Source organism: Bacillus sp. SA1-12, assembly GCF_000981385.1.
GTDB lineage: Bacteria > Bacillota > Bacilli > Bacillales > Bacillaceae > Metabacillus.
In genome coordinates this window covers 1-25061 of the sequence record NZ_LATZ01000013.1, presented here as the reverse complement: position 1 = coordinate 25061, position 25061 = coordinate 1, and the positions used below count along the sequence as shown (strand labels likewise).

The 25061-nt window shown below is 38.1% G+C and carries 24 protein-coding genes, 11 tRNA genes and 1 pseudogene; 34 read left to right on the top strand and 2 right to left on the bottom strand.

Annotated elements, in window-relative coordinates:
- Positions 1-168 precede the first annotated feature (168 nt).
- From WQ54_RS10350 to WQ54_RS10315, 8 genes are all read left to right on the top strand, one after another.
- On the top strand, positions 169-897 hold the full coding sequence (locus WQ54_RS10350) for an SAM-dependent methyltransferase (protein ID WP_046515989.1): 729 nt from the start codon (positions 169-171) through the stop codon (positions 895-897).
- Positions 898-1095: 198 nt separating this feature from the next.
- Positions 1096-2178 carry a D-alanine--D-alanine ligase gene (locus WQ54_RS10345; protein ID WP_046515987.1) on the top strand — a complete coding sequence of 361 codons (1083 nt, stop codon included), beginning with the start codon at positions 1096-1098 and terminating at the stop codon, positions 2176-2178.
- A gap of 114 nt (positions 2179-2292) precedes the next feature.
- Complete coding sequence (murF, locus tag WQ54_RS10340; RefSeq protein WP_046515983.1) at positions 2293-3657, top strand: UDP-N-acetylmuramoyl-tripeptide--D-alanyl-D-alanine ligase; 1365 nt, start codon at positions 2293-2295, stop codon at positions 3655-3657.
- A 362-nt stretch (positions 3658-4019) separates the two neighbouring features.
- Positions 4020-4742 (top strand): carboxylesterase, encoded by a 723-nt coding sequence (locus WQ54_RS10335; protein ID WP_046515977.1) that lies wholly within the window; start codon positions 4020-4022, stop codon positions 4740-4742.
- A gap of 521 nt (positions 4743-5263) precedes the next feature.
- Entirely contained in the window at positions 5264-6754 is a 1491-nt protein-coding gene (locus WQ54_RS10330; protein ID WP_046515967.1) for a DEAD/DEAH box helicase, read from the top strand.
- Positions 6755-6983: 229 nt separating this feature from the next.
- On the top strand, positions 6984-7949 hold the full coding sequence (gene uvsE, locus WQ54_RS10325) for a UV DNA damage repair endonuclease UvsE (RefSeq protein WP_046515963.1): 966 nt from the start codon (positions 6984-6986) through the stop codon (positions 7947-7949).
- A gap of 89 nt (positions 7950-8038) precedes the next feature.
- A complete protein-coding gene (locus tag WQ54_RS10320) occupies positions 8039-8518 on the top strand; it encodes a PH domain-containing protein (RefSeq protein ID WP_046515960.1) in 480 nt (159 codons plus the stop codon).
- Positions 8505-9935 (top strand): PH domain-containing protein, encoded by a 1431-nt coding sequence (locus tag WQ54_RS10315; RefSeq protein WP_084821950.1) that lies wholly within the window; start codon positions 8505-8507, stop codon positions 9933-9935. Before WQ54_RS10320 ends, WQ54_RS10315 begins: the two co-directional genes overlap by 14 nt.
- A gap of 332 nt (positions 9936-10267) precedes the next feature.
- Here the strand turns inward: WQ54_RS10315 and WQ54_RS10310 are convergent.
- Positions 10268-10852, bottom strand: a pseudogene (locus tag WQ54_RS10310) (rhomboid family intramembrane serine protease); the annotation flags it as partial.
- 182 nt (positions 10853-11034) lie between these two features.
- Here WQ54_RS10310 and acpS point away from each other — a divergent pair.
- The 14 genes from acpS (at position 11035) to WQ54_RS10235 (ending at position 22722) form a co-directional block, all read left to right on the top strand.
- Positions 11035-11397, top strand: a complete 363-nt coding sequence (gene acpS / locus WQ54_RS10305; protein ID WP_046515950.1) for a holo-ACP synthase — start codon at positions 11035-11037, stop codon at positions 11395-11397.
- 354 nt (positions 11398-11751) lie between these two features.
- Positions 11752-12771 (top strand): outer membrane lipoprotein carrier protein LolA, encoded by a 1020-nt coding sequence (locus WQ54_RS10300; protein ID WP_046516090.1) that lies wholly within the window; start codon positions 11752-11754, stop codon positions 12769-12771.
- A 406-nt stretch (positions 12772-13177) separates the two neighbouring features.
- Positions 13178-14335 (top strand): alanine racemase, encoded by a 1158-nt coding sequence (alr, locus tag WQ54_RS10295; protein ID WP_046515946.1) that lies wholly within the window; start codon positions 13178-13180, stop codon positions 14333-14335.
- A 391-nt stretch (positions 14336-14726) separates the two neighbouring features.
- Positions 14727-15008 (top strand): CopG family ribbon-helix-helix protein, encoded by a 282-nt coding sequence (locus WQ54_RS10285; protein ID WP_026562079.1) that lies wholly within the window; start codon positions 14727-14729, stop codon positions 15006-15008.
- A gap of 4 nt (positions 15009-15012) precedes the next feature.
- Positions 15013-15363, top strand: coding sequence for a type II toxin-antitoxin system endoribonuclease NdoA (ndoA, locus tag WQ54_RS10280; RefSeq protein WP_026562078.1), 351 nt, complete (start codon positions 15013-15015; stop codon positions 15361-15363).
- 194 nt (positions 15364-15557) lie between these two features.
- Complete coding sequence (locus WQ54_RS10275; RefSeq protein WP_046515935.1) at positions 15558-16388, top strand: STAS domain-containing protein; 831 nt, start codon at positions 15558-15560, stop codon at positions 16386-16388.
- Between the two features lie 4 nt (positions 16389-16392).
- Complete coding sequence (locus WQ54_RS10270; RefSeq protein ID WP_046515931.1) at positions 16393-16755, top strand: STAS domain-containing protein; 363 nt, start codon at positions 16393-16395, stop codon at positions 16753-16755.
- 3 nt (positions 16756-16758) lie between these two features.
- A complete protein-coding gene (locus tag WQ54_RS10265; protein WP_046515928.1) occupies positions 16759-17160 on the top strand; it encodes an anti-sigma regulatory factor in 402 nt (133 codons plus the stop codon).
- A gap of 10 nt (positions 17161-17170) precedes the next feature.
- The gene (locus tag WQ54_RS10260; RefSeq protein WP_046515925.1) at positions 17171-18178 is read left to right on the top strand and encodes a PP2C family protein-serine/threonine phosphatase; all 1008 of its coding nucleotides are present in this window, start codon (positions 17171-17173) and stop codon (positions 18176-18178) included.
- Positions 18179-18234: 56 nt separating this feature from the next.
- A complete protein-coding gene (locus WQ54_RS10255) occupies positions 18235-18567 on the top strand; it encodes an anti-sigma factor antagonist (RefSeq protein WP_046515920.1) in 333 nt (110 codons plus the stop codon).
- Complete coding sequence (rsbW, locus tag WQ54_RS10250) at positions 18564-19046, top strand: anti-sigma B factor RsbW (RefSeq protein ID WP_046515918.1); 483 nt, start codon at positions 18564-18566, stop codon at positions 19044-19046. The genes WQ54_RS10255 and rsbW overlap by 4 nt, the downstream gene beginning before the upstream one ends.
- Positions 19012-19803, top strand: a complete 792-nt coding sequence (gene sigB, locus WQ54_RS10245) for an RNA polymerase sigma factor SigB (RefSeq protein ID WP_046515915.1) — start codon at positions 19012-19014, stop codon at positions 19801-19803. Before rsbW ends, sigB begins: the two co-directional genes overlap by 35 nt.
- Complete coding sequence (locus tag WQ54_RS10240; protein ID WP_046515912.1) at positions 19800-20399, top strand: PP2C family serine/threonine-protein phosphatase; 600 nt, start codon at positions 19800-19802, stop codon at positions 20397-20399. Before sigB ends, WQ54_RS10240 begins: the two co-directional genes overlap by 4 nt.
- 160 nt (positions 20400-20559) lie before the next feature.
- Positions 20560-22722, top strand: a complete 2163-nt coding sequence (locus tag WQ54_RS10235; RefSeq protein ID WP_046515909.1) for a Tex family protein — start codon at positions 20560-20562, stop codon at positions 22720-22722.
- A gap of 16 nt (positions 22723-22738) precedes the next feature.
- Here the strand turns inward: WQ54_RS10235 and cmpA are convergent, their stop codons facing one another.
- Positions 22739-22852 carry a cortex morphogenetic protein CmpA gene (gene cmpA / locus WQ54_RS33505; protein ID WP_156177859.1) on the bottom strand — a complete coding sequence of 38 codons (114 nt, stop codon included), beginning with the start codon at positions 22850-22852 and terminating at the stop codon, positions 22739-22741.
- 97 nt (positions 22853-22949) lie between these two features.
- Here cmpA and WQ54_RS10230 point away from each other — a divergent pair, with 97 nt between their 5' ends.
- From WQ54_RS10230 to WQ54_RS10175, 12 genes are all read left to right on the top strand, one after another.
- On the top strand, positions 22950-23417 hold the full coding sequence (locus tag WQ54_RS10230) for a SprT family protein (RefSeq protein ID WP_046515906.1): 468 nt from the start codon (positions 22950-22952) through the stop codon (positions 23415-23417).
- Positions 23418-23549: 132 nt separating this feature from the next.
- Positions 23550-23624 (top strand) — tRNA-Asn (locus tag WQ54_RS10225).
- A gap of 3 nt (positions 23625-23627) precedes the next feature.
- A tRNA-Ser gene (locus WQ54_RS10220) sits at positions 23628-23718 on the top strand.
- A gap of 10 nt (positions 23719-23728) precedes the next feature.
- Positions 23729-23800, top strand: a tRNA-Glu gene (locus WQ54_RS10215).
- Between the two features lie 80 nt (positions 23801-23880).
- Positions 23881-23957 (top strand) — tRNA-Asp (locus WQ54_RS10210).
- A gap of 110 nt (positions 23958-24067) precedes the next feature.
- Positions 24068-24142: transfer RNA gene (locus tag WQ54_RS10205), tRNA-Gln, on the top strand.
- A gap of 179 nt (positions 24143-24321) precedes the next feature.
- Positions 24322-24397 (top strand) — tRNA-Lys (locus WQ54_RS10200).
- A gap of 13 nt (positions 24398-24410) precedes the next feature.
- A tRNA-Leu gene (locus WQ54_RS10195) sits at positions 24411-24496 on the top strand.
- Positions 24497-24508: 12 nt separating this feature from the next.
- Positions 24509-24594, top strand: a tRNA-Leu gene (locus WQ54_RS10190).
- Between the two features lie 95 nt (positions 24595-24689).
- Positions 24690-24766: transfer RNA gene (locus WQ54_RS10185), tRNA-Arg, on the top strand.
- 6 nt (positions 24767-24772) lie between these two features.
- Positions 24773-24849 (top strand) — tRNA-Pro (locus WQ54_RS10180).
- A gap of 13 nt (positions 24850-24862) precedes the next feature.
- A tRNA-Gly gene (locus tag WQ54_RS10175) sits at positions 24863-24936 on the top strand.
- Positions 24937-25061: the final 125 nt, after the last annotated feature.

Sequence of the window (25061 nt, the reverse complement as noted above, 5' to 3'; positions counted from 1 at the left end):
AAAAAGTTTCCATCTTTATTATAAAGAAAATATTGGAAAATGAATGAAAAAGATTGACTTACTTTTTAGCGGGAGGGTTTATTTTACATAATTGTTAAGAAAAAAAGGGAATGATAAAGGGAGTGCAAGATAAGCTCCCCCTTAAAGTTATGTTAGGAGTGATGTGAAATGGATGCTGCTTTACGTTGGTTTGTCATGGACAAACTAGATGGACGGAAAGACATGAATAATGTGTACTCAAATGCCTTAAGTTTTTATAGTAAACAGCTTTCGGGATATAAGGGCAGAATTCTTGAGGTGGGCTTACGAAAGGCGATTTTACAGCCATCATTAACCGGCAATGGTCTGCAAGTTGAAGGGATGGTTATTGCCAAGCAGGTATTTGAGGAAAATACAACAGCTGAGCCGTTTTTGTTAAAACCTTCCTATTTATATGATGCCATTTTCATACCATTTGGGCAATTTTTAGCGATTCCTGAAAGAGTGATGGCGATTAAGGCATTAAAATCATGCTACGATCATATAAAGCCAAACGGCAGAATAATCATTGACTTAATTTTGCAGGAAGAACATTCTCATTCAAATCCAAAGAAATCGGAAATAAAATATGATAAAGACAACCTATTAGTATTTGAATCGCAAATGATTGATGTGGATTATTATGAACAAAAAGCAACGTATTTTTTGACTTATGAACAGTGGACAGCAGGAGAGTGTCTTCAAAGAGAACGAAGATTGCAAACATTTCTATGGTTTGGGGTAAAAGAATTTAAGTTAGTACTTGAAAAAATCGGCTTTACTAATGTGGCTATTTCAGGGGATTATCAGCAAGCGAATGGACAAAATGGGAGGTCATACCATAAAGTTTATACCTTTGAAGCAACAAAGGGAAAGTAAAGAGAATGCATCCAGTATACATACATTATCCTCAAGGGAAAATCATCTGATTAATAAATACAAACAGAAAATCTGACAGTATCATTAAAAAAAGACAAGTTGTTACGAAAACTTATAAAAGAAATAAAGGAATCTCTAATAACAATTTTTGCTTAAAGTGATAAAATAGGAATGATGATACTTGAGGAGGAAATCTACATGAAAATTAAATTAGGCCTTGTTTATGGGGGGAAATCTGCAGAGCATAATGTTTCCCTGCAAACAGCCCTTGCAGTTATAAATGCCTTAGATATGAATAAATTTGAAATACATCCAATTTATATTAATCAAAACGGTGAATGGGTAAGAGGAAATGCTTTAGATGCACCTGTAAGTCAGGTAAGCTCCCTCAAACTTGAGGATGGAGGCAGCACGGTTTCCCCGGTTTCCTTAAATTCTGAATTATTCCCTGCAAAAGTAGCGGATCAGGAAAAAATAGATGTTATTTTCCCATTGTTACATGGACCAAATGGGGAGGATGGCACAATACAAGGATTGCTTGAGTTGTTGAATCTCCCATATGTAGGAAATGGTGTTTTAGCTTCTGCAGCTGGCATGGATAAAGTGATCATGAAGAATTTATTCGCTCAAGCAGGTTTAGCGCAAGCTAAATATGTTTCCTTTATTAAAAGCGATTTTGAATCAGCCCCAGAAACAGCTTACGACAATGTGGAAGAAACAATAGGCTACCCTTGCTTTGTAAAGCCTGCCAACCTGGGTTCAAGCGTTGGCATCAATAAATGTAAAGATCGAGAGTCATTAGAACAAGCTTTCAAGGAAGCTTTTGAATATGACCGCAAGATTATTGTTGAAGAGGGAATTATCGGCCGCGAGATTGAAATTGCTGTTATCGGCAATGACCATCCTGTTTGCTCTGTTGTTGGTGAGATTGCGCCTAAAAAGGAATTCTATGATTATAAAGCAAAGTATGAGGATGGGGATACAGATCTCATTATTCCAGGAAATATTACAGATGAAGAATATGAAACGATTAAAGAAATGGCGATCAAGTCATTTAAAGCAATTGACGGTTCTGGATTAGTGCGTGCTGATTTCTTCCTAACTGAGGACGGAAAGGCGTTAATTAATGAGGTAAATACAATGCCTGGCTTTACTCCATATAGCATGTTCCCATTGCTTTGGAAGCATACAGGTGTTGAATATCCACAATTAATTGAAAAGCTGGTTTCGCTTGCACTAGAAAGATTTGAACAAAAGCAGCAAATAAAGCATTCTTTTTAATTAACTAAGAACTTGAATATAGCGTTTTAATAGAGGGGCTGAATGGATGATAATCAGTTCCTCTTTGTTTGAAAAAAAGGTTAAGACTATATTCATAGAAAAGGAGCTTACAATATGATTCAACGTACATTAACCGAAATTGAAGGTATGGTAAATGGCTCAGGACTGAATGAAGCATTTAAGCATGAAAAAATAAACGGAGTCACAACTGATTCTCGCCAGGTAAAAACGGGAAATTTATTTTTTCCATTAGCAGGAGAAACCTTTAACGGACATAAATTTGTCGAAAAGGCTATAGAGAATGGAGCCGCGGCCGTTGTCTGGGATGAAAAGGAATCAAATCCGCCGGAAAATATACCGGTTATTTTTGTTGATGATACATTAAAGGCGTTGCAGGATCTTGCTGAAGCCTACTTGCAGCAAGTAAAGCCAAAGGTTGTTGGAATTACAGGCAGCAATGGGAAAACAACGACAAAAGATATGGTCTCAAGCGTTCTTGAAACAACCTATAAGGTACATAAAACTAAAGGAAACTTTAATAATCATATCGGTCTTCCTTTAACCGTTTTAAGTATGGCTGAGGATACAGAAATTGCTGTTCTAGAAATGGGAATGAGCGGAAAAGGTGAAATTGAACTTTTATCAAAGATTGCAAAACCTGATGTAGCGCTTATTACAAATATCGGTGAGGCTCATTTAATGGATTTAGGTTCAAGAGAGGGTATCGCCGAGGCTAAGCTTGAAATAGTGCAGGGTCTAAAACAGGATGGTTTGCTAATTTACCATGGGGATGAGCCATTGCTGGAGGAACGGGTTCCATCTTTATCGATATCCTCTGTAACATTTGGAGAAGGTCCTAAAAACGATTACTTCCCTACATCAATTATTCAGCAGGTTAACGGAACATCCTTTAAAATTAAGGATACTGAATTTTTCATTCCGGTGCTTGGAAAGCATAATGTCAGTAATGCGCTGGCAACCTATGCAGCCGCACGTTTCTTTGAAGTAAAAGAAAAAGACATTATCGAAGGATTTAAAGCGATAAAAATAACAGGAATGCGTTTAGAGTTAGTTGAATCGAAAAACGGGGTATCCATTATTAATGATGCCTACAATGCAAGTCCTACCTCAATGCTTGCAGCCATCCGTTTACTTAATGATTTAACCGGTTTTAACCAAAAATTCGTTGTTCTTGGAGATATGCTTGAATTAGGGGAAAATGAGATGGAATTTCATCGCCAGGTAGGTGCATCCCTTAAAAAAGAGGAAATTTCCCATCTATTCACCTTTGGAAAATTAGGGATTGAAATTGCAAATGGCGCTAAACAAAACCTTCCAGAGGAATGCATCCACCCATTCGAGGATAAACAGGCATTAATTACCCAACTAAAATCAATGGTAAACAAAAACGATGTTGTACTTGTGAAGGCTTCCCGTGGAATGAGACTTGAAGAAGTCGTAAATGAATTAATAAAGTGAGACTTCCATTATGGGCCCGGAAATACAGGATGTATAAGTGCCGACTTTGCTACAGGTCGTGACGAAAGTTAGTCGGCCATCCCTCACGTACGGTTGTGCTGAGACACATTACGTTAAAACCGACACTTCTTTATGTGTTTTGCCAACTTGTGTAACAATCCTTCGTCTGATCTTTACGGGCAATCATCTCACACTTGTTTTTTATTCTTCACTTTCTGTTTACTCCCCGTTAAGATCGGGAAAAAGATAGGAAAACAGGGATGAATAAACCGTAAAATGTTAAAAATAATCTTATGTGATGCAGCAGAAAAGGTTTTGCTTACATAAAACTGGCTCTGCGCTTTAAGGAGGGGTACCAACGCATGATCGGATGTCTCTTTATTCATGGTTTTACAGGTGCGCCATATGAGGTAGAGCCATTGGCATCCTATATGAAGGAAAAGACAGATTGGATTGTAAAAGTGCCAACTCTCCCGGGACATGGTGAAACACTCTCGCTAAAAGGGTATACCTATCATGATTGGATTGCACATGCAGAAAAGGAGCTGAACGCCCTAATGAAGGAAGCCGATGAGGTATATGTAGTCGGCTTTTCAATGGGAGGTGTTATTGCTTCGTATTTAGCGGCAAAATATGAAGTGAAGAAGCTGGTGCTCTTAAGTGCTGCGGTCTATTATGTAAACCCAAAACAGTTGTTGCTGGATTGCAAAGATATGATTAAAGATATGCTGACCGGGAAAATTAATGAAAACGAGTTATTTAAACGTTATAAGAAAAAATTACATGAAACTCCGCTGCTTGCAACGATGGAATTTCAGAAATTAGTGAAGAAGGTAAAACCTTATTTGAAAAAATTAACCTTGCCAGTCCTCATCATACAAGGTGAATGTGACGGAATTGTTCCTGTTAAAAGTGCACACTATTTATACAAAACCATCCCTTCAAAAGAGAAGGAGCTTCGTTTGCTCCCCTGCTCTAAGCATCATGTATGCTATGGCGAAGATTATGAGGACTTAAAGGAATATGTTGAGAATTTCCTTTTTGCAAGCAATAGGGAATTTTCACACCAAAACTCAGGCAGCTAGTCAATTTGTAAATTAAAATACCGATGTTCAATGGGGAAATGAATGGGAAATCATGCTTTTTTTGGTTCAGTTCGTTATACATGAAGTTGAAATAAAAAACTGGTAGTGGTATGATTACTTTTAAAGTGTTTGCGGGCTTTAAATAAGGTAAACTGCTGCCCTTGGTGATATGAGGGCATTTTTTGTTGGCAATTAATTTGAACGTTTTATTGATGATACACCCTTTAATAGGCTGCTTTTTGGTTTATTTGGATAAGAAAGTATAAAAATTTTTGTACTTTGTCATGGTGTCTAGCTCCAGCGCCTAGCTCTTCGAGTTATTAGCCGCTTAGGAATTGAAGCAAAAAAGGTCTTTATTCTTAAGCGTCTTATTTGCCTTAGGCTGGTTAAGGCGCATGCGCTTTTCTAATGGCCAATTGTTTTTAGCTTATTGAATTAGATAGATACATTTGATTAAAAACCTGTTACCTATAAGGTCTGTAAATATTTACAGCAAACGATATAGAAGGAGTATGAATACATTGACATTAACGTTTCAAGATTTAGGTTTAAGTTCGTCACTGATGCAATCAATAAGTAAAATGGGTTTTGAAGAGCCGTCTCCGATTCAGGCACAAACGATTCCGTTAGGTCTGCAAAATAAGGACGTAATCGGACAGGCGCAAACTGGGACAGGAAAAACAGCTGCATTTGGAATCCCGCTTATTGAAAAAATCGACGTGAAAAATAATAATATTCAAGCTGTTGTTGTCGCTCCTACACGTGAACTTGCTATTCAGGTTTCTGAAGAACTTTATAAAATTGGTTATCATAAGCGCTCACGTGTTCTCCCGATCTATGGTGGTCAGGATATTAATAGACAGATCCGTTCCTTGAAAAAGAATCCTCATATTATTGTTGGAACACCTGGACGTCTTATTGATCATATCAACCGTAAAACAATCCGATTAAATGGTGTTCACACGATGGTTCTGGATGAAGCAGATGAAATGCTAAACATGGGCTTTATCGAGGATATTGAGGCTATTCTTTCAAATGTTCCAGAAGATCGCCAAACTTTACTGTTCTCTGCCACAATGCCAGATCCGATTCGCCGTATTGCAGAAAAATTCATGAAGGATCCAGAACTGGTTAAAGTAAAGGCGAAAGAAATGACTGTGCCTAACATTACCCAATATTACCTTGAAACTCACGAAAGAAAGAAATTTGACGTTCTCACAAGATTGCTTGATATTCAATCTCCAGAGCTTGCGATCGTTTTCGGACGTACAAAACGTCGTGTAGATGAATTAGCTGAAGCTTTAACATTAAGAGGATATACAGCTGAAGGTATACATGGAGATCTTACTCAAGCCAAGCGTATGTCAACTTTACGCAAATTTAAAGAGGGTGCCATTGAAGTGTTAGTTGCAACAGATGTTGCCGCTCGCGGATTGGACATCTCAGGTGTCACACATGTATATAACTTTGACGTTCCTCAAGATCCGGAAAGCTATGTTCACCGGATTGGCCGTACTGGACGTGCAGGGAAAACAGGTATGGCGATGACATTCGTAACACCTAGAGAAATGGACATCGTAAAAAATATCGAGCGTACAACAAAGCGTAAGATGGACCGCATGAAGCCGCCAACAGTTGATGAAGCTATTGAGAGTCAACAACAAATGACTGTTGAGAAAATTCGCTCAATCGTTGAAAATGACAACCTTTCTTTCTACAAGCGTACTGCCGAAGAACTTTTAGAAGAATTTGATGCACAGTTAGTAGTAGCTGCTGCTATTAAGTTCATGACGAAAGAGCCAAATGATGTAGAAGTAAAATTAACAGAGGAAGCGCCGCTATTTATTAAATCCTCTAAAAACAAAGGTCGTTCTAACAATAATAAAAGAAGAGGCGACTATAACCGAAGCGGCGGACAAAAGAAAAACAACAACCGTTCTTACGGTGACCGTGACAGAGGCAAAGGCAACTATGGTAATTCAGCGAAGCGCCGCTACTCAAATTCAAAATAAAATGATGAAGATCGAATCCATATTATGGGTTCGATCTTTTTTTATATAGAAAAAGAGAGTAGTTCAAAAATTTAGCGGAATGGTTCAAAAACCAAAAAACGTTGCAATTGAAACAATCAGTAATTTAAAAAATAATAAGTGGTTCATTGCGTGGGACATCCCGTCATTTTAAATGGAAATCAGACAATAGGGGAAACTAAAAAAGGATTTCCAGGAGGTGATGCCATTTATGACGATTGTCAGATTAGGTTATGTGGCCATGAGTATGAATCTTCAAAACTGTTCTCCCTCACAAACAATGACCTACAGTCAATTTGCAAAAATTAAGGATCGTGAGGCAGCCATACGGAAGCTTGAGAAGATTGCACAGTCAAATATCGATAACTGCTTAAGATTATTAAAGCATAGCTACGCAAATGATATTCTTTTTTTTCGGTTAAGCTCAAAATTAATTCCATTGGCTAATCATGAGGAGCTTCAAGATTGGCATTTTATGAGAAATTTATCCGATTCATTCGGATTAATTAACGAATTTTTAAGCGAGCATCCGATGCGAGTCGATTTTCATCCGGATCATTTTGTTGTGCTAAACTCTACTGATTCAGATATTTTAAAGAGGTCATTAAAAACACTGCGGATGCACGAATTATTATTAAAGGGAATGAAGATTGACCCTGAGCATCGTTGTGTCTTGCATATTGGGGGAGCCTATGATGATAAGGAGAAGGCGCTTGAACAGTTTATTCATAATTGGGGATTCATTCCTGCCGGTATCCAAAAGATGCTGATGCTGGAAAATGATGATACAACCTTTCACTTAAACGATGCGTTATATTTATGTGAAAAGCTCGGTGTGCCACAAGTGTTTGATTACCATCATCACTTGGCTTACCATGATGACTTAAATTGGGAACAACACTGGGGAAGGATTCTTAACACATGGAAAGGTTCGCCCCTGCCAGTAAAGATGCATATCTCAAGCCCTAAAAATACAAAGGATTTCCGGGCGCATTCTGATTTCATCGACGCGCAAATGTTTATGGATTTTTTAGGAGTTGTAAAAGGCAGCGTAGATAGGCTGGATTGTATGATTGAAGCAAAACAGAAGGACAATGCTCTTTTTCAGTTAGTGGATGATTTGAAGAAGTATCATAAGATTGAATGGGTGGATCAAGCGTCCTTTAAAATAGATTAATTTTCAAAAAGGGATAAAACAAACGCTGCGACCTTTTAATTGATGCTATAATCAAATGGGATTATTTTCTAACTGAAGGAGAGAGAAGTTTGAGGGATTTACCGAAAAATAAAATAAGCTTAAAGGCGTTAACTGTTTGGCGGCTAAGTGCTCTTATTAGCTCAATTATTTTTTTATTGGTGGTAGTTGGGGTAGGGATAGGGGTATATTTTCTAGATTTCACATACTGGATCACAGTAGGGGCTGCAATTATTTGGCTTATTTTTTCACTATTATCCATTTACATTATTCCAAAAATTAGGCACCGCGTTTGGCGTTATGAAGTACATGAGCATGAGATCGACCTCCAGTTTGGACTTTTTGTGATCAAACGAGTACTTGTACCAATGGTAAGGGTGCAGCATGTTGATACACATCAAGGACCATTGCTGCGAAAATATAATCTGGCTTCAATTGAAATATCAACAGCAGCCACAAAGCATGAAATTCCGGCCTTGGACCTGCAAGAAGCAGATTTACTAAGGGATCACATTTCGAAGCTGGCAAGGGTGACGGATGATGATGTTTGAACCGAAGCGAATTCATCCAGTAGGTATGCTTTTAAGCTTCATAAAGATAATTAAGTCATATATTATTCCTGTCATTGTTTTCTTCTTTTTTGGCAATAATGAGGGCTTTAATGTTTATATAAGCATCGGCGGTGTTTGCTTATTTATCATTATCATTGTCACAAGTATTTTGGATTGGTGGAAGTTTACCTATTGGCTTGAAGATGGAGATCTAAGAATTGAGCACGGGATTTTCATTAAGAAAAAACGCTATATTCCAATTGAACGGATTCAATCTATCAATATTAGTGCAGGCATTGTTCAGCAGCTGTTCCGACTTGTAAAGGTGCAAATCGAAACAGCCGGCGGCGGAATGGAAGCCGAGGCTGTTTTAACGGCTATAAAAAAACAAGAAGCGGATCGTATACAACAGTCGATCTCAGACTATAAACAGGATGGGTTAAGGCTTGTTGAAGTTCAAAATGAGGAGCAGCCAGAGCTTCCTGTGTTTAAGATGAGGCCGAGGGATCTTTTTGTTGCTGCTTCTACTTCAAGCGGAATCGGCGTAATCATCTCCGCTATTGTAGCGTTTGTATCCCAATTTGATGATTTTATTCCCTTTGAGGAGATTATCGACCGTTTTGAATTTCTGACAAAGGCAAGCTTTGCATTATATGCAGGGTTGGTATTTATTGTCTTGTTTATAGCATGGTTGTTAAGTATTATAGGCGTTTTGCTAAAGTATGCTTATTTTACTGTGTTAAAAGCTGATGATGAAATCAAAATCTCGAGGGGAATTTTCGAAAAACAGCAAGTGTCAATTCCTATTACGCGTATCCAAGCAATTAGAATTGTTCAAAATCCACTTAGACAACTGTTAGGATATGCAACTGTCTATATTGAAAGTGCCGGTGGAAGCAGCCGTGACGAAGGCGCTTCAACAATCTTATTTCCTGTCGTGCCTAAAAAAGAGGTAACTGTACTCTTGGAGCAGTTTCTTCCGTTATTTAAAAAGAGTGATGACCTGAATCGATTGCCTAAAAGGTCAAGAAAACGGTATATGGCTAGAAGGGCTATCCCTACTGCTATCATTTGTATCCCGATTACTTATTTTTTCGTACCGTGGGGGGCTTTTTCTTTCATATTAATTCCCTTATTCATTTATTGGGGATATTGCTCATATCGAGATGCAGGCTGGAATATAACAGGGAACCAGATACAATTAAGCTTTCGCTTTGTCTCAAAAACGACCGTTCTCATCCACCGCAATCGACTGCAGACGATAAAGAGCAAAACTTCTTATTTTCAAAAAAGGAAATTATTACAGTCGTTTGAGGCCTCGATAAAGTCAGGGATTATGGGGAAAACCTTCTCCATTCAGGATGTAGATCAGGAGGATGTTAACAACATGACTGGCTGGTACTCACACCCGAAGTAATAAAAGAAAAATAAGGCTGTCTAAGAGGGTTAAACCTTTTAGTCAGCCTTATTTTATCGCAATCGAAGAAACCTCCACTGCTGGAACTCTCACTCTATCCCCTCTTAACGGGCAGTAAATCTCTTTATAAATTTTAGAATAGGATTTGAAGGTAGAGAAAACTAACTGCCCGTAAAGATCCGGTAAGTCTCACTTTAAATTAACCGAGTAAGAATCCCAATCACGATTAATAAGCCGAACAGCATCCAAAGAATCTGCTTTATCCCTAATTTATGAAGGGAGAACTTTTTTACATTGCTTGGACTGTAATAGGTTTGATGAACAAACTGTCCTCGTTTTTTGATAATTAGGGGAGCTAAGGCAAAGCCGCCAATAAAGCCGAAAATATGGGCAACAATGTTAATATTTGCATTGAAAAATGTCATGATTAATCCGATAACTAAAATACTTATGATGATTTGCGAATTCGCTTGATCCATCATCCCTTTTCGGAAGAAAACCATAAATAGGTACGCTCCAAATAAGCCAAAAATAGCACCTGAAGCCCCAATATGTGAATATTGCTGCGGCTCTAACACAAAGGTAGCGATATCTGCAATAATTCCTGCACCAATATAGAGAAAAATAAACTTTCCCTTTCCTAACATTCTTTCTAATGCAGGAGCAAATAAGATAAGGGAAATCGTATTGAAGAAAAGGTGACCAAAGCCAATATGAAGGAAGATCGGTGTAATAATGCGCCAAAACTCACCATTTGCAATTCCGGCATTATATCCGTCCAATAAACTTAACACAATTTGCAGGGTGGGAATTGATAATTGGAAGAGCAACCAAAAGAATATGTGAATGCTGACTAGAATCGAAACAACCGGATATAACCTAAGAAAGGTTTGAAAGTTTTCTGTTCTGGTAAACATTGCTTAGCCTCTTTTCTAAAATTTATTTAGATCTGACTTCAATTTTATTCTTAAAGGTCAATAAGGTACAATAAAATAGCCATCATAATGAATAGCTAGTAGAATTCGACTTATACTACACGAATATGTACGAGTTCATTAAAATAGTACGATTACAGACTATTGAAAGGTGTTGTTTTCAGATGATAGCGGGTATTGGTTTAGATATCATTGAGCTCGATCGGATTCGAAGAATAGTTGAACGTCAGCCAGGTTTTATTAAACGGATTTTAACAATAAATGAAATTGAAAAATATGCAACTCTTTCAAAGGAACGTAAAGTGGAATTTTTAGCTGGGCGTTTCGCTGTAAAAGAGGCTTATTCAAAAGCATTAGGAACAGGAATTGGAGAAGAAATAAGTTTTCAGGACATTGAAGTGATCAATGATGAAAGAGGAAAGCCGATTATTAAACTACTAAAAGAGCTACCGCAAACAGATACCATTCATGTTTCGATTACCCATTCGCGCCAGTATGCTGCAGCACAGGTTCTTTTAGAAAGGTGAGGGATGGATACATATATGGGTTTGAACTTGGTCTTGGTGTCCAGCTGCAGCGCCTGGCCTCTCGAGCATAAGACGCTCATGAATGGATGGTAAAGAACACCTTCCTATTTATGAGCTTCTTATGCTTGTCGGGGCAAATCAAGCCGCTTCCGCTTTTAAAATTATTTCTGCATATTTGGAAAGTTTGTCTCATATATTTGGTAATGCGATAGGGAAGACAAGTTGTTTTTGGAGTTCATCTTGATCTTTGGCTTGAAATACAATAAGTTTTAGAGCTTAGTCTTTTAGTAAGATGAGGTCTAGCAAACGATTTCTTCCTTTTTAACGTTATATGAGGCAAAGGGGTTGAACATGTTGAAAAAAAGCTTAGTGTTACTGTTAGTAGGACTTTTAACAGTACTCGTACTTGCGGGATGCGGAGAGAAATCACAATCAGATGTCGTTCAAGCGTTAGAAAAGAAGATTGAAGAAATGTCCGGTTATAAAGCCAAAGGAAAGATGACACTTCAAACCGGCAGCGAACCACAAGAATACGAAATTGAAATCTGGCATAAGGGACCTACTTACTACAGAGTAAATCTTAAAAATTCAAAGAAAGAGCAAAGCCAGATGATTTTACGTAATGATGAGGGAGTGTTTGTGCTAACTCCTGCACTAAACAAGAGTTTCCGTTTCCAGAGTGAATGGCCGACAAATAGTAGTCAAGCCTACCTATTTGAATCATTGGTAAAGGATATTATCAATGATCCAGAGGCCAAGTTCAGTGCAGCAGAAAATAACTATGTTTTTGAAACGAAAACAAATTATCAAAATAATAGAATGCTGCCGACTCAAGAAATTACCTTTAATAAAAAGGACTTATCCCCTTCTATGGTTAAGGTGATGGATACAGACAGAAATCCGCTTGTTGTAGTAGAGTTTTCTAAATTTGAATTCAACGCTTCATTTGACGATAATTCATTTGATGTTGAGAAAAATATGTCAAGTGCCCAAATTGAAGTTCCAACAATGGCTTCAGGTGACAATGAGACATTTGCAGTTAAGTATCCTCTTGAGCAGCCTGCAGGGGTTGAATTAGTAGAGGAGACTGAAATGGAAACTGAAAATGGAAAACGTGTCATCCTGACATTTGGCGGAGAAAAATCATTTACGCTTATTCAAGAAAGTGCTGAAATTGCCGCTCCTGCTTCTGCCTCCACCTCAACATATGTGAATGGTCATCCGGCAGACCTAGGATTTACAATCGGAGCTATTTCAGAATCAACACTTACTTGGACATATGATGGCGTAGACTATATGCTAGCTTCTGAAGACTTAACGGAAGAGGAAATGCTTATGGTTGCCAAATCTGTTCAAGGTCAAGCAGCAAAATAAAAGATGAGGCTGTCTTAGAAGGGTCTAGCCCTTTGGTTTAGACAGCCTTATTTATTTTTGAGCTATTTTCGTAAACTTTGTGGCTATTTACCAAGTGATGCAGAGTAATTGATTGATTGCAGTGAGGCAGCGAAACTCCAGTAGCAACATCAAGGACAGGGGAGAACGAAGCAACTGCAAATTAGCTTGGAAGGCTCCCGGATCATCCGCTAAAGCTGATCTCTTGAAGCGGAAATTAACAACTAAAGTTAACTTATTTTAATTAAGGAAAGGTTAAGATTTACTCCTCTAATACAAGCATAATGTTTCCCCATTTTTGTGTTTTTATGTTTCACTATTTGACATTTCCATACCTTTGTCGCGATAATCATTCTAGTAGAACGTTTGGATGAGGAAGTGGAGTAAGATGCAGCAAGAGTTTTATCGTGATACATGGGTGGAAGTTGATTTGGATGCAATTGTGCATAATGTAAAATCAATGAAACATCATATTGGAGAAAATGTAGAAATTATTGCAGTAGTAAAAGCAAATGGCTATGGGCATGGAGCTGTCCAGGTTGCTAAAGCTGCCTTGGAAGCAGGAGCATCTATTCTTGCTGTAGCCTTATTAGATGAAGCATTAGCTTTAAGGAAGTCAGGTCTGGACGTGCCGATTTTAGTTTTAGGGGCCACAAGAGCTGAAAATGTTGCACTAGCAATTGAAAATAACATAACCCTTACTGTCTTTTCGGTTGATTGGCTTGAGGAAGCAAAACAATATGCTGGAATGGATGTTGTTCATCTTCATGTTAAGCTTGATACAGGGATGAGTCGCCTGGGTGTTACTAATGCGGATGACCTCGCCTCTCTATTTAAAGCTGTTCAGGATAGTTCTCAATTTGTTATAACAGGTATTTATACGCATTTCGCAACGGCGGATGAACTTGATCTTAGTTATTTTCATTTTCAGTACGAAAAATTTCAGGAGCTTATCGAAGGAATTGCACGAGATAAAATACTTGTTCATTGTGGAAATAGTGCAACAGGACTCCGTTTTCCAACTAAGTTATATAATGCAGTTCGTCTGGGCATCTCTATGTACGGCTTATCACCTTCTTTAGAAATAAAGGATGAATTACCATATACCCTCCAAGAAGCCTTTTCCTTGCACACAAAATTAGTTCATGTGAAAAAGATTCGGAAAGGGACAAAAGTCAGTTATGGTGCAACATATGAGGCAGAGGAAGACGAATGGATCGGAACATTGCCAATTGGCTATGCTGATGGGTGGATTAGAAGCTTAAAAAATTCAGACGTCATAGTTGATGGGAAACGAACGGCGTTAGTAGGGAGAATTTGTATGGATCAATGTATGGTTAAGCTTCCATATGAGCTCCCAGTGGGAACAAAAGTAACCCTAATCGGTAAACAAAATCATGAATATATTCCTGTTGATGAAGTAGCAAAACGGCTTGATACAATCAATTATGAAGTTACGTGTACGGTAACTTCGCGTGTTCCCCGTATGTTTTTGAAAAATAGGAGTATAATTGAAGTGAGTAATCCTCTTTTAACAAATATGTAAAATAATTAACGTTGTTGGGATAAAAAGTGAATAAATAACCTGTACATGACGATAATAGAGGAAGGCATAAGTTAAATAAGTAAATTTTGTTATCCTTTGGTTTCGTTTGATACCAACATAACTAAAGGATCTTTTCAGCTGGTTTAGCCCTAGGTTTTTTGTGCTTCGTCTTGTTGTTGTCCAGCAGCAGCGCCTAGCCCTGCGAGGTCATAAGCCAATTTAGAATTGAAGGCAAAGAACGCCTTCCATTTTAAATCGTTCTTATTTGCCCAAGGCTGGTCAAGGCGCTTTGAGCTTTTCTTAATAAAACACTTTGCATCTTGGGCTGTAAATGGTATTATTAAATTTGGAATGGAATTTAGGATGGTAAGTTTGGTGGAGGTGTATGTTTGTGTCTGAATCCAGCGCAACGACAGAAATCTTAATTCAGTTACCTCAAGCATTAGTATCAGAATTGGATGGACTTGTGAAACAGGAGAACGGGAACAGAAACGAGCTTATTTATCAAGCAACGAAGATGTATATTCGTGAACGAAAAAAGCGCCAAATTCGCGAATCAATGAGACGCGGCTACATGGAAATGGCAAAAATTAATCTAAACATTGCATCTGAAGCATTTCTGGCAGAATCTGAGGCTGATCATACCGTTGAACGCTTAGTAAGCGGGGGTTAATCATTTGATTGTTAAACGCGGTGACGTATATTTTGCTGATCTTTCACCTGTTGTCGGCTCGGAGCAAGGTGGCGTACGTCCTGTATTAATTATCCAAAATGATATCGGAAACCGCTTTAGTCCTACAGTTATTATAGCGGCAATTACGGCCCAAATTCAAAAAGCAAAATTGCCAACTCATGTTGAGATTGATGCAAAGCGTTACGGGTTTGAAAGGGATTCGGTGATCCTGCTTGAACAGATTCGAACGATTGATAAGCAGAGGCTTACTGATAAAATTACCCATCTTGATGATGAAATGATGGATAAAGTAGATGAAGCCTTGCAAATAAGCTTAGGACTTATTGATTTTTAGTTAATTTAAAATAATAGACGTGTTAAATATGAAATAGAAAGAGGCTGCCACTGTATGCAGCCTCTTTCGCTTTTTAACGATTTGAAATTCATCTTATAAAGGTAAATAAGGGTATTTCTTTTTTTTAATGTAATAAATCGGTATAATAAAATAAAGATACGCTCGTAATTAAAGAAGGAGGATTTACTAAAAAAATGAACGATCTTTCAAATCCATTCATGGAATTTATACAATTAAATCGTGAAGAATTGTTAAAAAACTGGACAGAGAGAATGAAAGAACTCGATGACCAGAAGGTATCAAACGTTATTTCTGATCAAGTCTATTCTACTATTTCTAATGAATATATGAATATATTATTACTTCATTTCAGAAGTGTGGATAAAGATATGGTTGGTAAAATTACTGAATTCTCTCAAAAGGTTGTTCAATTAGGATGGTCATTAAAATATATTTCGACCAGCTTAGCGGAACTGAATAAAGTTCTTTTTGAAATGATGACAGTAGATAAAAATGAAGAAGAGAAATTGAATCTAGTTTGGTCATTTGATAAATGGATCTCTCCTATTAATAATGAAATTCTCCATTATTATGCATCATCTTGGGAGAGAACAGTATCCCTTCAAAAAATTGCTCTTCAGGAATTGTCGGCTCCATTAATTCCGGTTTTCGATAATATTACCGTTATGCCTTTAGTAGGAACAATTGATACCGAAAGGGCAAAGCGAATTATGGAAAATCTTTTGGAAGGTGTTGTTAAGCACCGGGCAGAGGTTGTGTTGATAGATATTACAGGGGTACCAGTTGTTGATACGATGGTTGCTCATCATATTATACAAGCATCTGAGGCAGTAAGGCTTGTAGGGGCAAAATGCTTAATTGTAGGAATACGCCCTGAAATTGCCCAAACGATTGTAAATCTAGGAATTGATTTAAGTCAAGTTATAACTAAAAATTCTTTGCAAAAGGGAATTGAAGCCGCATTAGAAATGACAAATCGTCAAATTGTATCTTTGGGGGAATAGCAAAATGAATGCTAGAATACCGATTTTAAAGCTGCGTAATTGTTTACTAGTTTCCATTCAATGGGAGATAGATGACCAGACAGCTCTGCAATTTCAAGAAGATCTTCTAAATAAGATTCATGAAACAGGGGCGAATGGAGTCGTTATCGATCTAACTTCAGTTGATGTTATTGACTCTTTTATCGCAAAGGTTCTTGGGGACGTTATCAGCATGTCTAAGCTAATGGGAGCTAAAGTTGTTCTAACAGGAATTCAGCCTGCGGTGGCCATTACATTAATTGAGTTAGGCATCCACCTGGAGGATGTACAGACTGCTTTAGATTTAGAAAAAGGGCTAGAAACATTACAGCGGGAGTTGGAGGAGTAAAGGATGGAAAACCAATCCTGTGTCAAAATTGTCACCGAGTGGGACATCGTTGCAGCTCGACAGCTAGGTCGAAATGTTGCAAAAGAGTTAGGGTTTGGTACAGTTGATCAAGCAAGAATTACAACTGCCATATCTGAACTTGCTCGAAATATATATTTATATGCAGGACAAGGTGAAATGCGTATAGAACGCATCCAAGACCTTGGTAAAAAAGGTTTAAAAATAATAGCCATTGATAAGGGGCCTGGAATACCGGATATCCGAAAAGTAATGGAAGATGGGTTTTCAACTTCAGGAGGATTAGGTGCTGGATTACCAGGAGTTAAACGCTTAATGGATACATTTGATATAACTTCCTCTGTTGGAGAAGGCACGAATATACAGGCGGTGAAATGGCTTCGGTAGGAGGGCTTAAATGGATTATCGTGATTTTTTAGAAACGAAATATCGAGAGCTTTTAAGAAATTACTTGGATGATCAAACCGAATCAGCATTATATCAGGGTCAAAAGCTAAGCAGAAAAACGATCGAACATCAAATATCACCAGAAGAGATCATTAGTATACACCGTAAGGTTTTGCAGGAGCTTTTTCCAGATATAAAAAGTGAGGTCCTAACTTCACTCGATTTCTTGCTGGAAGTGATGATGGGCTATGGAATGGCCTATCAAGAGCATCAGAGCTTGCGTGATCAGCAGCTAGAGATAAAATCAGAAATTCAGATTGCTGCAAGTGTTCAGCAAACGTTGCTGGAAACATCCATTCCTGTAATTGATTCATTGGATATAGGTGCAATTAGCGTACCGGCAAAGCAAATGAATGGAGACTATCACCACTTTGTCCAAGATGATAAAGGAATCAGTATTGCAGTGGCAGATGTTATTGGTAAAGGAATACCAGCTGCTTTATGTATGTCGATGATTAAATATGCAATGGATAGTTTTCCAGAATCACGTAAATATCCTAATCAAATATTGGAAAACCTGAATCGAGTGGTTGAACGGAATGTGGATGCGAGTATGTTTATTACCATGTTTTACGGAATGTATAACACTTGTGATCATTTCTTTACATATGCTTCTGCTGGCCATGAACCAGGCTTTTATTATCATGCCTCTACCGATTCGTTTGAGGACCTCTTAACAAAAGGACTTGTTTTAGGTGTGGATCAAAATGTTAAGTACCACCAATACCAAAAAAACGTAAAACCAGGCGATATGGTAATCCTACTTTCAGACGGTGTAACGGAATCGAGAACCGACGAAGGGTTTGTTGAAAGGTCTGTTATTACTGATTTGATCCGGCAATATAAAGATCTTACTTCCCAACAAATTGTTGAAAAAATTTATCGAAATTTTGAAAAAATGCAGGATTTTCAACTTAGAGATGATTTTACATTAATAATTTTAAAAAGAATGGTTTAATGTTATAGAAATTGGGGTATGTAACTACATATTAGATCTTTTTGGGGTGATAACGAATGAATATAAAGATAGACATAGAGAATCTTGATGATAAAGAAATGGTTTTAGTAGCAGGAGAAATTGATGCATATACAGCTCCAAGGTTAAGGGAAACCTTAATACCATTAGCAGAAAAGCCCAACCCAAATATTATTGTTAACTTAAAACAGGTATCCTATATGGATAGTACGGGCTTAGGAGTGTTTGTAGGCTTATTGAAAGTCATAAGAAAGAATAATGGTCAGTTAAATCTTATTGAATTGTCAGATCGCTTAGAACGCCTATTTAGTATAACTGGACTAAATGACATCATTGATATATCTTCAAAATCAGAGGGTGGGGTACAATGAAGGAATTAGTAGATTATATAGAAATGAAGGTTCCAGCTAAACCGGAGTATGTAGGAATTATCAGACTAACTCTTTCTGGAATAGCTAGTAGAATGGGATATTCCTATGATGATATAGAAGATTTGAAAATTGCAACTAGCGAAGCTTGTACGAATGCTGTTCAGCACGCTTATAAGCATGAAGAAGGCGGAGAGGTTGTCGTTGGATTTGGTCTTTATCATGATCGTCTTGATGTCATGATTGCTGATAATGGAGAGAGCTTTGATTTTGAAAAAACAAAAAATGAACTTGGTCCTTATTCTGCTTCAAGTCCAATTGACCAGCTTCCTGAAGGAGGGTTGGGTCTCTATTTGATGGAAACGCTCATGGATGAAGTCCGTGTACTTGTTAACTCAGGTGTAACAGTCTTCATGACTAAGTACTTAAGCGGGGAGCGAATAGATCATGACACAACCATTACGAACTATGAAGCTAACTAAAGAAAAGGTGAATGAGCTAATTATTGAATTTCAGAAAACTGAAAGTAACGATGCGCAATTAGCTCTAGTTGAACACTTTACGGGCTTAGTTGAAACATTAGCTAAAAAATACTCCAAAGGAAAGAGCTTCCATGAAGATCTAAGACAGGTTGGGATGATTGGTCTGCTTGGGGCGATCAGAAGATATGACCCTACAGTCGGTAAGCCGTTTGAAGCATTCGCAATCCCAACCATCATTGGAGAAATTAAGCGTTTCCTAAGAGACAAAACATGGAGTGTCCATGTTCCGAGACGAATTAAAGAATTGGGACCAAAGATTAAAACAGCTGTGGATACACTTACAAATGAGATGCAGCGGTCTCCGAAGGTCCAAGAAATAGCAGATTATTTAGATGTAACAGAAGAGGAAGTTCTAGAAACAATGGAAATGGGAAAAAGCTATCAGGCCCTGTCTGTTGATCATTCAATAGAAGCTGATGCGGAGGGAAGTACTGTTACCATTCTGGATATTGTAGGTACCAAAGAACAAGGCTATGAAAAGGTAAATCAAAAACTTATGATACAAAGCGTATTACATGTATTAACGGATAGAGAAAGAGAAATTATTGATTGTACGTTTAATTTGAATATGAGCCAAAAGGAAACAGGTGAACAGCTTGGAATATCACAAATGCATGTTTCACGTTTACAAAGAAGGGCCATTCAAAAATTAAAGGAAGCTTTATTAAAAGACATGCCTTCGGAGATAAATAAATGATTGTTCGAGAATCTAACAGCTTTGTACATACATTAGTTTATCAATTGCCAAAAGAAGGAAAAACCTGCTGTGGAGATAGTTTTTTTATAAAAGCGACTGAGGATTATTTTATTTGTGCATTAGCCGATGGTTTAGGGAGCGGAGAACGTGCAAATGATTCCTCTTCTGCTATAAGCGCACTAGTGGAAAGAAAACATAATGAAGATGTTGATGTCTTAATTGATCTTTGTAATCAAGAATTAAAGGATAAGCGAGGTGCGACAGTCTCGATTCTGAAAATTGATTTTAAGAATAACCAATTCACATATAGTTCAGTGGGAAATATCCGCTTTATCCTTTGTTCACCAACCGGTTCCTTTATTTATCCCTTGCCGATTTTAGGCTACTTATCAGGAAAACCTCAGAAATACCGAACTCAAACATATTCGTATGATAAAGGATCCAAATTTATTATTCATACAGATGGACTGGTGCTTCCGGGGGCAAAAGCGCTTCTTATTAAAGGGCGGTCGGTAGAAGAGTTATCGCAATCTTTGGAGGCTTATACAAAAACAAGGAATGATGATTTGACCTATATAGTCGGTCAGCTATTTTAACTTCTTAAAATAGTTGGGCGGCTATTATTTTTTGTATATAAATGATTATCTTTAGTCCTATTTTATTCATGTATTTATATCTGGTAAACTGATTACATATGTGATTGTTAAAACAGATCAATGATGTATAGAAGAGAGACTATATAATTTGGAGGCTATGATGATAGAAAAACAGGATCAAATCATGCAGCACATTAGTAAAGAGCTTTCGATCCAATTCAAGCAAGTAGCTAATGTGATAGGACTGCTAGAAGAAGGGAATACCGTACCGTTTATTGCACGTTATCGTAAGGAACAAACAGGTGCACTTGATGAGGTACAAATTCGTGACATCTCCGAAAAGTGGACTTACATACAAAACCTTGAAAATCGCAAGGAAGAAGTACTCCGTCTTATTGACGAACAAGGGAAGCTAACTGAGGAGCTTGCTGTTGATATTAAAAAATCCATGAAGCTGCAGCAGGTTGAAGATTTATATCGGCCTTATAAACAAAAGCGCAGAACAAAGGCAACTGTAGCGAAGGAAAAAGGCCTTGAGCCCTTTGCGCAGTGGATTCTCCAATTGCCAAGTCAAGGAGATGTAACAGAAAAGGCAAGCGAATTTATAAATGAAGAAAAAGAGGTACACACAGTTGAAGAAGCTATTAATGGAGCCAAGGATATTATTGCGGAGCAACTATCTGACGAACCAAAGCACCGTCAGTGGATCCGTGATATAACGTTTAGAAAAGGTGCTATCTCTTCTATTGTAAAGGATAAAGAAAAAGATGAAAAAAATGTGTATGAAATGTATTACGAATACGAAGAACCTATTCAAAAAATTGTTCCACACCGTGTACTTGCGATAAACCGGGGGGAAAAAGAAGATATTCTTCGCATCGCGATCATTCCGCCATACGATGAAATTATTAACTATATTCAGAAACAAGAGTTAAAGGGTAAATCAACGATCGTACATACCATTTTGATGGAGACCATTGATGATGCCTATAAAAGATTGATTCAGCCATCTATTGAAAGAGAAATTAGAAAAGAACTATCAGAAAAGGCAGAGGATCGAGCAATCCATATTTTTTCAGAAAACCTGCGTAACTTGCTTTTGCAGCCACCTTTAAAAGGTAGGATGGTATTAGGAGTAGACCCGGCGTATAGAACAGGCTGTAAACTTGCTGTTGTTGATCAAACCGGAAAAATGTTTTATATAGGAGTTGTATATCCGCATCCGCCAGTTAATAAGAAGGAGCAAGCGGTTGCGACTGTAAAAGATGTTTTGAAAACCTACAATATTGAAATTGTAGCCATTGGGAATGGAACTGCATCCAGAGAAACAGAACAATTTATTGCGGATATATTAAAAGAAATAGATGAAGAGGTCTCTTACTTAATTGTTAATGAAGCTGGTGCTAGTGTCTATTCTGCTTCCGATTTGGCTAGAGAGGAATTTCCTGATTTGCAGGTTGAGGAGAGAAGTGCTGTTTCGATTGCAAGAAGACTCCAGGACCCATTGGCTGAATTAGTTAAAATTGATCCTAAATCAGTTGGTGTTGGTCAATATCAGCATGATGTTTCACAAAAAAAGCTAAATGAGTCGTTAACTTTTGTTGTTGAAACAGTCGTAAACCAGGTAGGAGTAAATGTTAATACAGCTTCACCTTCATTGCTCCAATATGTTGCCGGCTTAAGTAAAGCTGTTGCAAACAATATTGTGAAGAAGAGGGAAGAGCTTGGGAGATTTTCAAACCGCAAACAGTTAAAGGACATTCCTCGCTTAGGAGCGAAAACATTTGAACAGTGTATTGGTTTCTTAAGAGTCTTAGAAGGTGAACAGCCTTTGGATCGAACTGGAATTCACCCTGAAAGATATGCAGAAGTAAATAAGCTTTTGGATCAATTAAATGCTTCTGTTTCTGATCTGGGAAGTGAAGAGTTAAAAGAAAAGATTCTGAATATAAATCTCAAAGAAACAGCAGAAGTCCTTGGAATTGGTGAGTTAACACTTAAAGATATATGCGATGCATTAATTCGTCCAGAAAGAGACCCGCGCGACGAAGTTTCAAAACCATTATTGAAGAAAGATGTTTTAAAATTAGAAGACTTGCAGCAAGGGATGGAATTGCAAGGGACTGTGCGCAATGTCGTTGATTTTGGAGCATTTGTTGATATTGGTGTAAAGCAAGATGGTCTAGTTCATATTTCAAAATTGAGCAAATCCTTTGTTAAGCATCCGCTTGATATTGTATCTGTTGGAGATGTTGTAACGGTTTGGGTGGATGATGTTGATCATAAAAAAGGAAGAGTTGCACTTACTATGGTGCACAATTAAAAAGAAACACTGCTTTTTACGAGCAGTGTTTTTCTCTATAGAAAAACCAGCACTGATTAAGTAATTTGATTTGGTAGCGATTTTTTTCATAAAAGGCACGTTGCATTTGATTTTGTAACCATGATGGCATTTGCTCATACCTCCTTAACCATTATAATGGAGTATGGGTGTTTATAATGTATGCAGACTGCTAGTACGATGTACCATATAAATTGGGGGAAATGACCGTGGATGATACACAGCTCCAGAAAATTGTTGAGGATATATCTTTGACCTATTTTCATAAAAAATTCAACCACAAAGCAACCTTTAACAAAAGGCTGAGGACGACTGGAGGAAGGTATTTATTAAGAAGCCATAATATTGATGTTAATCCAAAGTACTATCAAGAGTATGGTCTTGATGAGGTGATTGGCATCATTAAGCATGAACTTTGTCACTACCATTTGCATTTAGAAGGAAGAGGCTATAAGCATGGTGATAAAGACTTTAAAGAATTACTAAAAGAAGTAGGTGCTCCAAGGTACTGTACGCCTCTCAAGCAAGAAAAAAAGAGGAATAGTGTCTTTTTGCAATATAAATGTAAGAACTGTCATCAACTCTATAATCGTAAGCGAAGAGTTGATACAACTCGTCTAGTATGTGGAAGATGCGGTGGAAAAATCTATCTGTATAAAAAAGGGTTGACGAAATGATTGGTACTATGATAAATTATAAAAGCCGTCGCAGATGGTGCATTTAAAAAACGAAATGGAACTTCAAATGAAATAAAAGTATTGACAGGACAATCCTTACTCAATATAATAAAGGAAGTCTGTTGAAAATATTCCGCAGTAGCTCAGTGGTAGAGCTATCGGCTGTTAACCGATCGGTCGCAGGTTCGAATCCTGCCTGCGGAGCCATACGGGGAAGTACTCAAGAGGCTGAAGAGGCGCCCCTGCTAAGGGTGTAGGTCGCGTAAGCGGCGCGAGGGTTCAAATCCCTCCTTCTCCGCCATATTTTATATGGCCCGTTGGTCAAGCGGTTAAGACACCGCCCTTTCACGGCGGTAACACGGGTTCGAATCCCGTACGGGTCATGACCATATGTGGAAGAATAGGATGTGGGTAATTGCGTAATGCGCAAAGCTCACTTCCTATTTATTTCCGAGATATAATTGGTCCGGTAGTTCAGTTGGTTAGAATGCCTGCCTGTCACGCAGGAGGTCGCGGGTTCGAGTCCCGTCCGGACCGCCATTGTTTTAAATGAGTGTATGGTTAAAAATACAACTTGATTTATTTTTGATAAAGTGTTATCATTAAATTCTTGTTGATTTGATAGAATGATTTAAAAGATGTTATTTTATTGGGCTATAGCCAAGCGGTAAGGCAACGGACTTTGACTCCGTCATGCGTTGGTTCGAATCCAGCTAGCCCAGCCATTTTCGCAAAGATATTTACTCATTTGATAATTAGCCATCAGCTCAGTTGGTAGAGCACGATCGAATTTGCTGTGAAGCGAGACGTCAGCGCACAAATCGAGTTGCTCCTTGAATAAACTTACTGAGATTTGGGCGTCAGAAACAAGTGATTAACTCAATAGTACTACTCATTATTAGATGAGCCATTAGCTCAGTTGGTAGAGCATCTGACTTTTAATCAGAGGGTCGAAGGTTCGAGTCCTTCATGGCTCACCATTATACACACCGTGCGGGTGTGGCGGAATTGGCAGACGCGCTAGACTTAGGATCTAGTGTCCTTGTGACGTGGGGGTTCAAGTCCCTTCACCCGCACCATTGTTTTCATTCGCGGTCGTGGCGGAATGGCAGACGCGCTAGGTTGAGGGCCTAGTGGGGGCGACCCCGTGGAGGTTCAAGTCCTCTCGGCCGCACCAGTTATAAACAAAATAGTTTCGAAAAAAGTATTGACATAAGCATCGTGATTTGATAAAATGTTTAAGTTGCTTCTAAAAGATTCTTAAATGAATATGCGCCCGTAGCTCAATTGGATAGAGCGTTTGACTACGGATCAAAAGGTTAGGGGTTCGACTCCTCTCGGGCGCGCCATATAAACGGGAAGTAGCTCAGCTTGGTAGAGCACTTGGTTTGGGACCAAGGGGTCGCAGGTTCGAATCCTGTCTTCCCGACCAGTGGAGTCACTTTGCGGGTGTAGTTTAGTGGTAAAACCTCAGCCTTCCAAGCTGATGATGAGGGTTCGATTCCCTTCACCCGCTCCAAAAATGATCTTTGAAAACTAAACAAAACCAAGCGTGCCAACGTTAATTTCGATTAACAAAACAACGTACTAAACTAGTACATTTTATGAGCTATATCAACTCTTTATTGGAGAGTTTGATCCTGG

Excerpts from the sequence above, each read along its gene's own strand:
- WQ54_RS10350 (WP_046515989.1), top strand. The coding sequence starts at position 169 with ATGGATGCTGCTTTACGTTGGTTTGTCATGGACAAACTAGATGGACGG.
- WQ54_RS10345 (WP_046515987.1), top strand. The coding sequence starts at position 1,096 with ATGAAAATTAAATTAGGCCTTGTTTATGGGGGGAAATCTGCAGAGCAT.
- murF (WP_046515983.1), top strand. The coding sequence starts at position 2,293 with ATGATTCAACGTACATTAACCGAAATTGAAGGTATGGTAAATGGCTCA.
- WQ54_RS10335 (WP_046515977.1), top strand. The coding sequence starts at position 4,020 with ATGATCGGATGTCTCTTTATTCATGGTTTTACAGGTGCGCCATATGAG.
- uvsE (WP_046515963.1), top strand. The coding sequence starts at position 6,984 with ATGACGATTGTCAGATTAGGTTATGTGGCCATGAGTATGAATCTTCAA.
- WQ54_RS10315 (WP_084821950.1), top strand. The coding sequence starts at position 8,505 with ATGATGATGTTTGAACCGAAGCGAATTCATCCAGTAGGTATGCTTTTA.
- acpS (WP_046515950.1), top strand. The coding sequence starts at position 11,035 with ATGATAGCGGGTATTGGTTTAGATATCATTGAGCTCGATCGGATTCGA.
- alr (WP_046515946.1), top strand. The coding sequence starts at position 13,178 with ATGCAGCAAGAGTTTTATCGTGATACATGGGTGGAAGTTGATTTGGAT.
- WQ54_RS10275 (WP_046515935.1), top strand. The coding sequence starts at position 15,558 with ATGAACGATCTTTCAAATCCATTCATGGAATTTATACAATTAAATCGT.
- WQ54_RS10270 (WP_046515931.1), top strand. The coding sequence starts at position 16,393 with ATGAATGCTAGAATACCGATTTTAAAGCTGCGTAATTGTTTACTAGTT.
- WQ54_RS10265 (WP_046515928.1), top strand. The coding sequence starts at position 16,759 with ATGGAAAACCAATCCTGTGTCAAAATTGTCACCGAGTGGGACATCGTT.
- WQ54_RS10260 (WP_046515925.1), top strand. The coding sequence starts at position 17,171 with ATGGATTATCGTGATTTTTTAGAAACGAAATATCGAGAGCTTTTAAGA.
- WQ54_RS10255 (WP_046515920.1), top strand. The coding sequence starts at position 18,235 with ATGAATATAAAGATAGACATAGAGAATCTTGATGATAAAGAAATGGTT.
- rsbW (WP_046515918.1), top strand. The coding sequence starts at position 18,564 with ATGAAGGAATTAGTAGATTATATAGAAATGAAGGTTCCAGCTAAACCG.
- sigB (WP_046515915.1), top strand. The coding sequence starts at position 19,012 with ATGACACAACCATTACGAACTATGAAGCTAACTAAAGAAAAGGTGAAT.
- WQ54_RS10240 (WP_046515912.1), top strand. The coding sequence starts at position 19,800 with ATGATTGTTCGAGAATCTAACAGCTTTGTACATACATTAGTTTATCAA.
- WQ54_RS10235 (WP_046515909.1), top strand. The coding sequence starts at position 20,560 with ATGATAGAAAAACAGGATCAAATCATGCAGCACATTAGTAAAGAGCTT.
- cmpA (WP_156177859.1), bottom strand. The coding sequence starts at position 22,852 with ATGCCATCATGGTTACAAAATCAAATGCAACGTGCCTTTTATGAAAAA.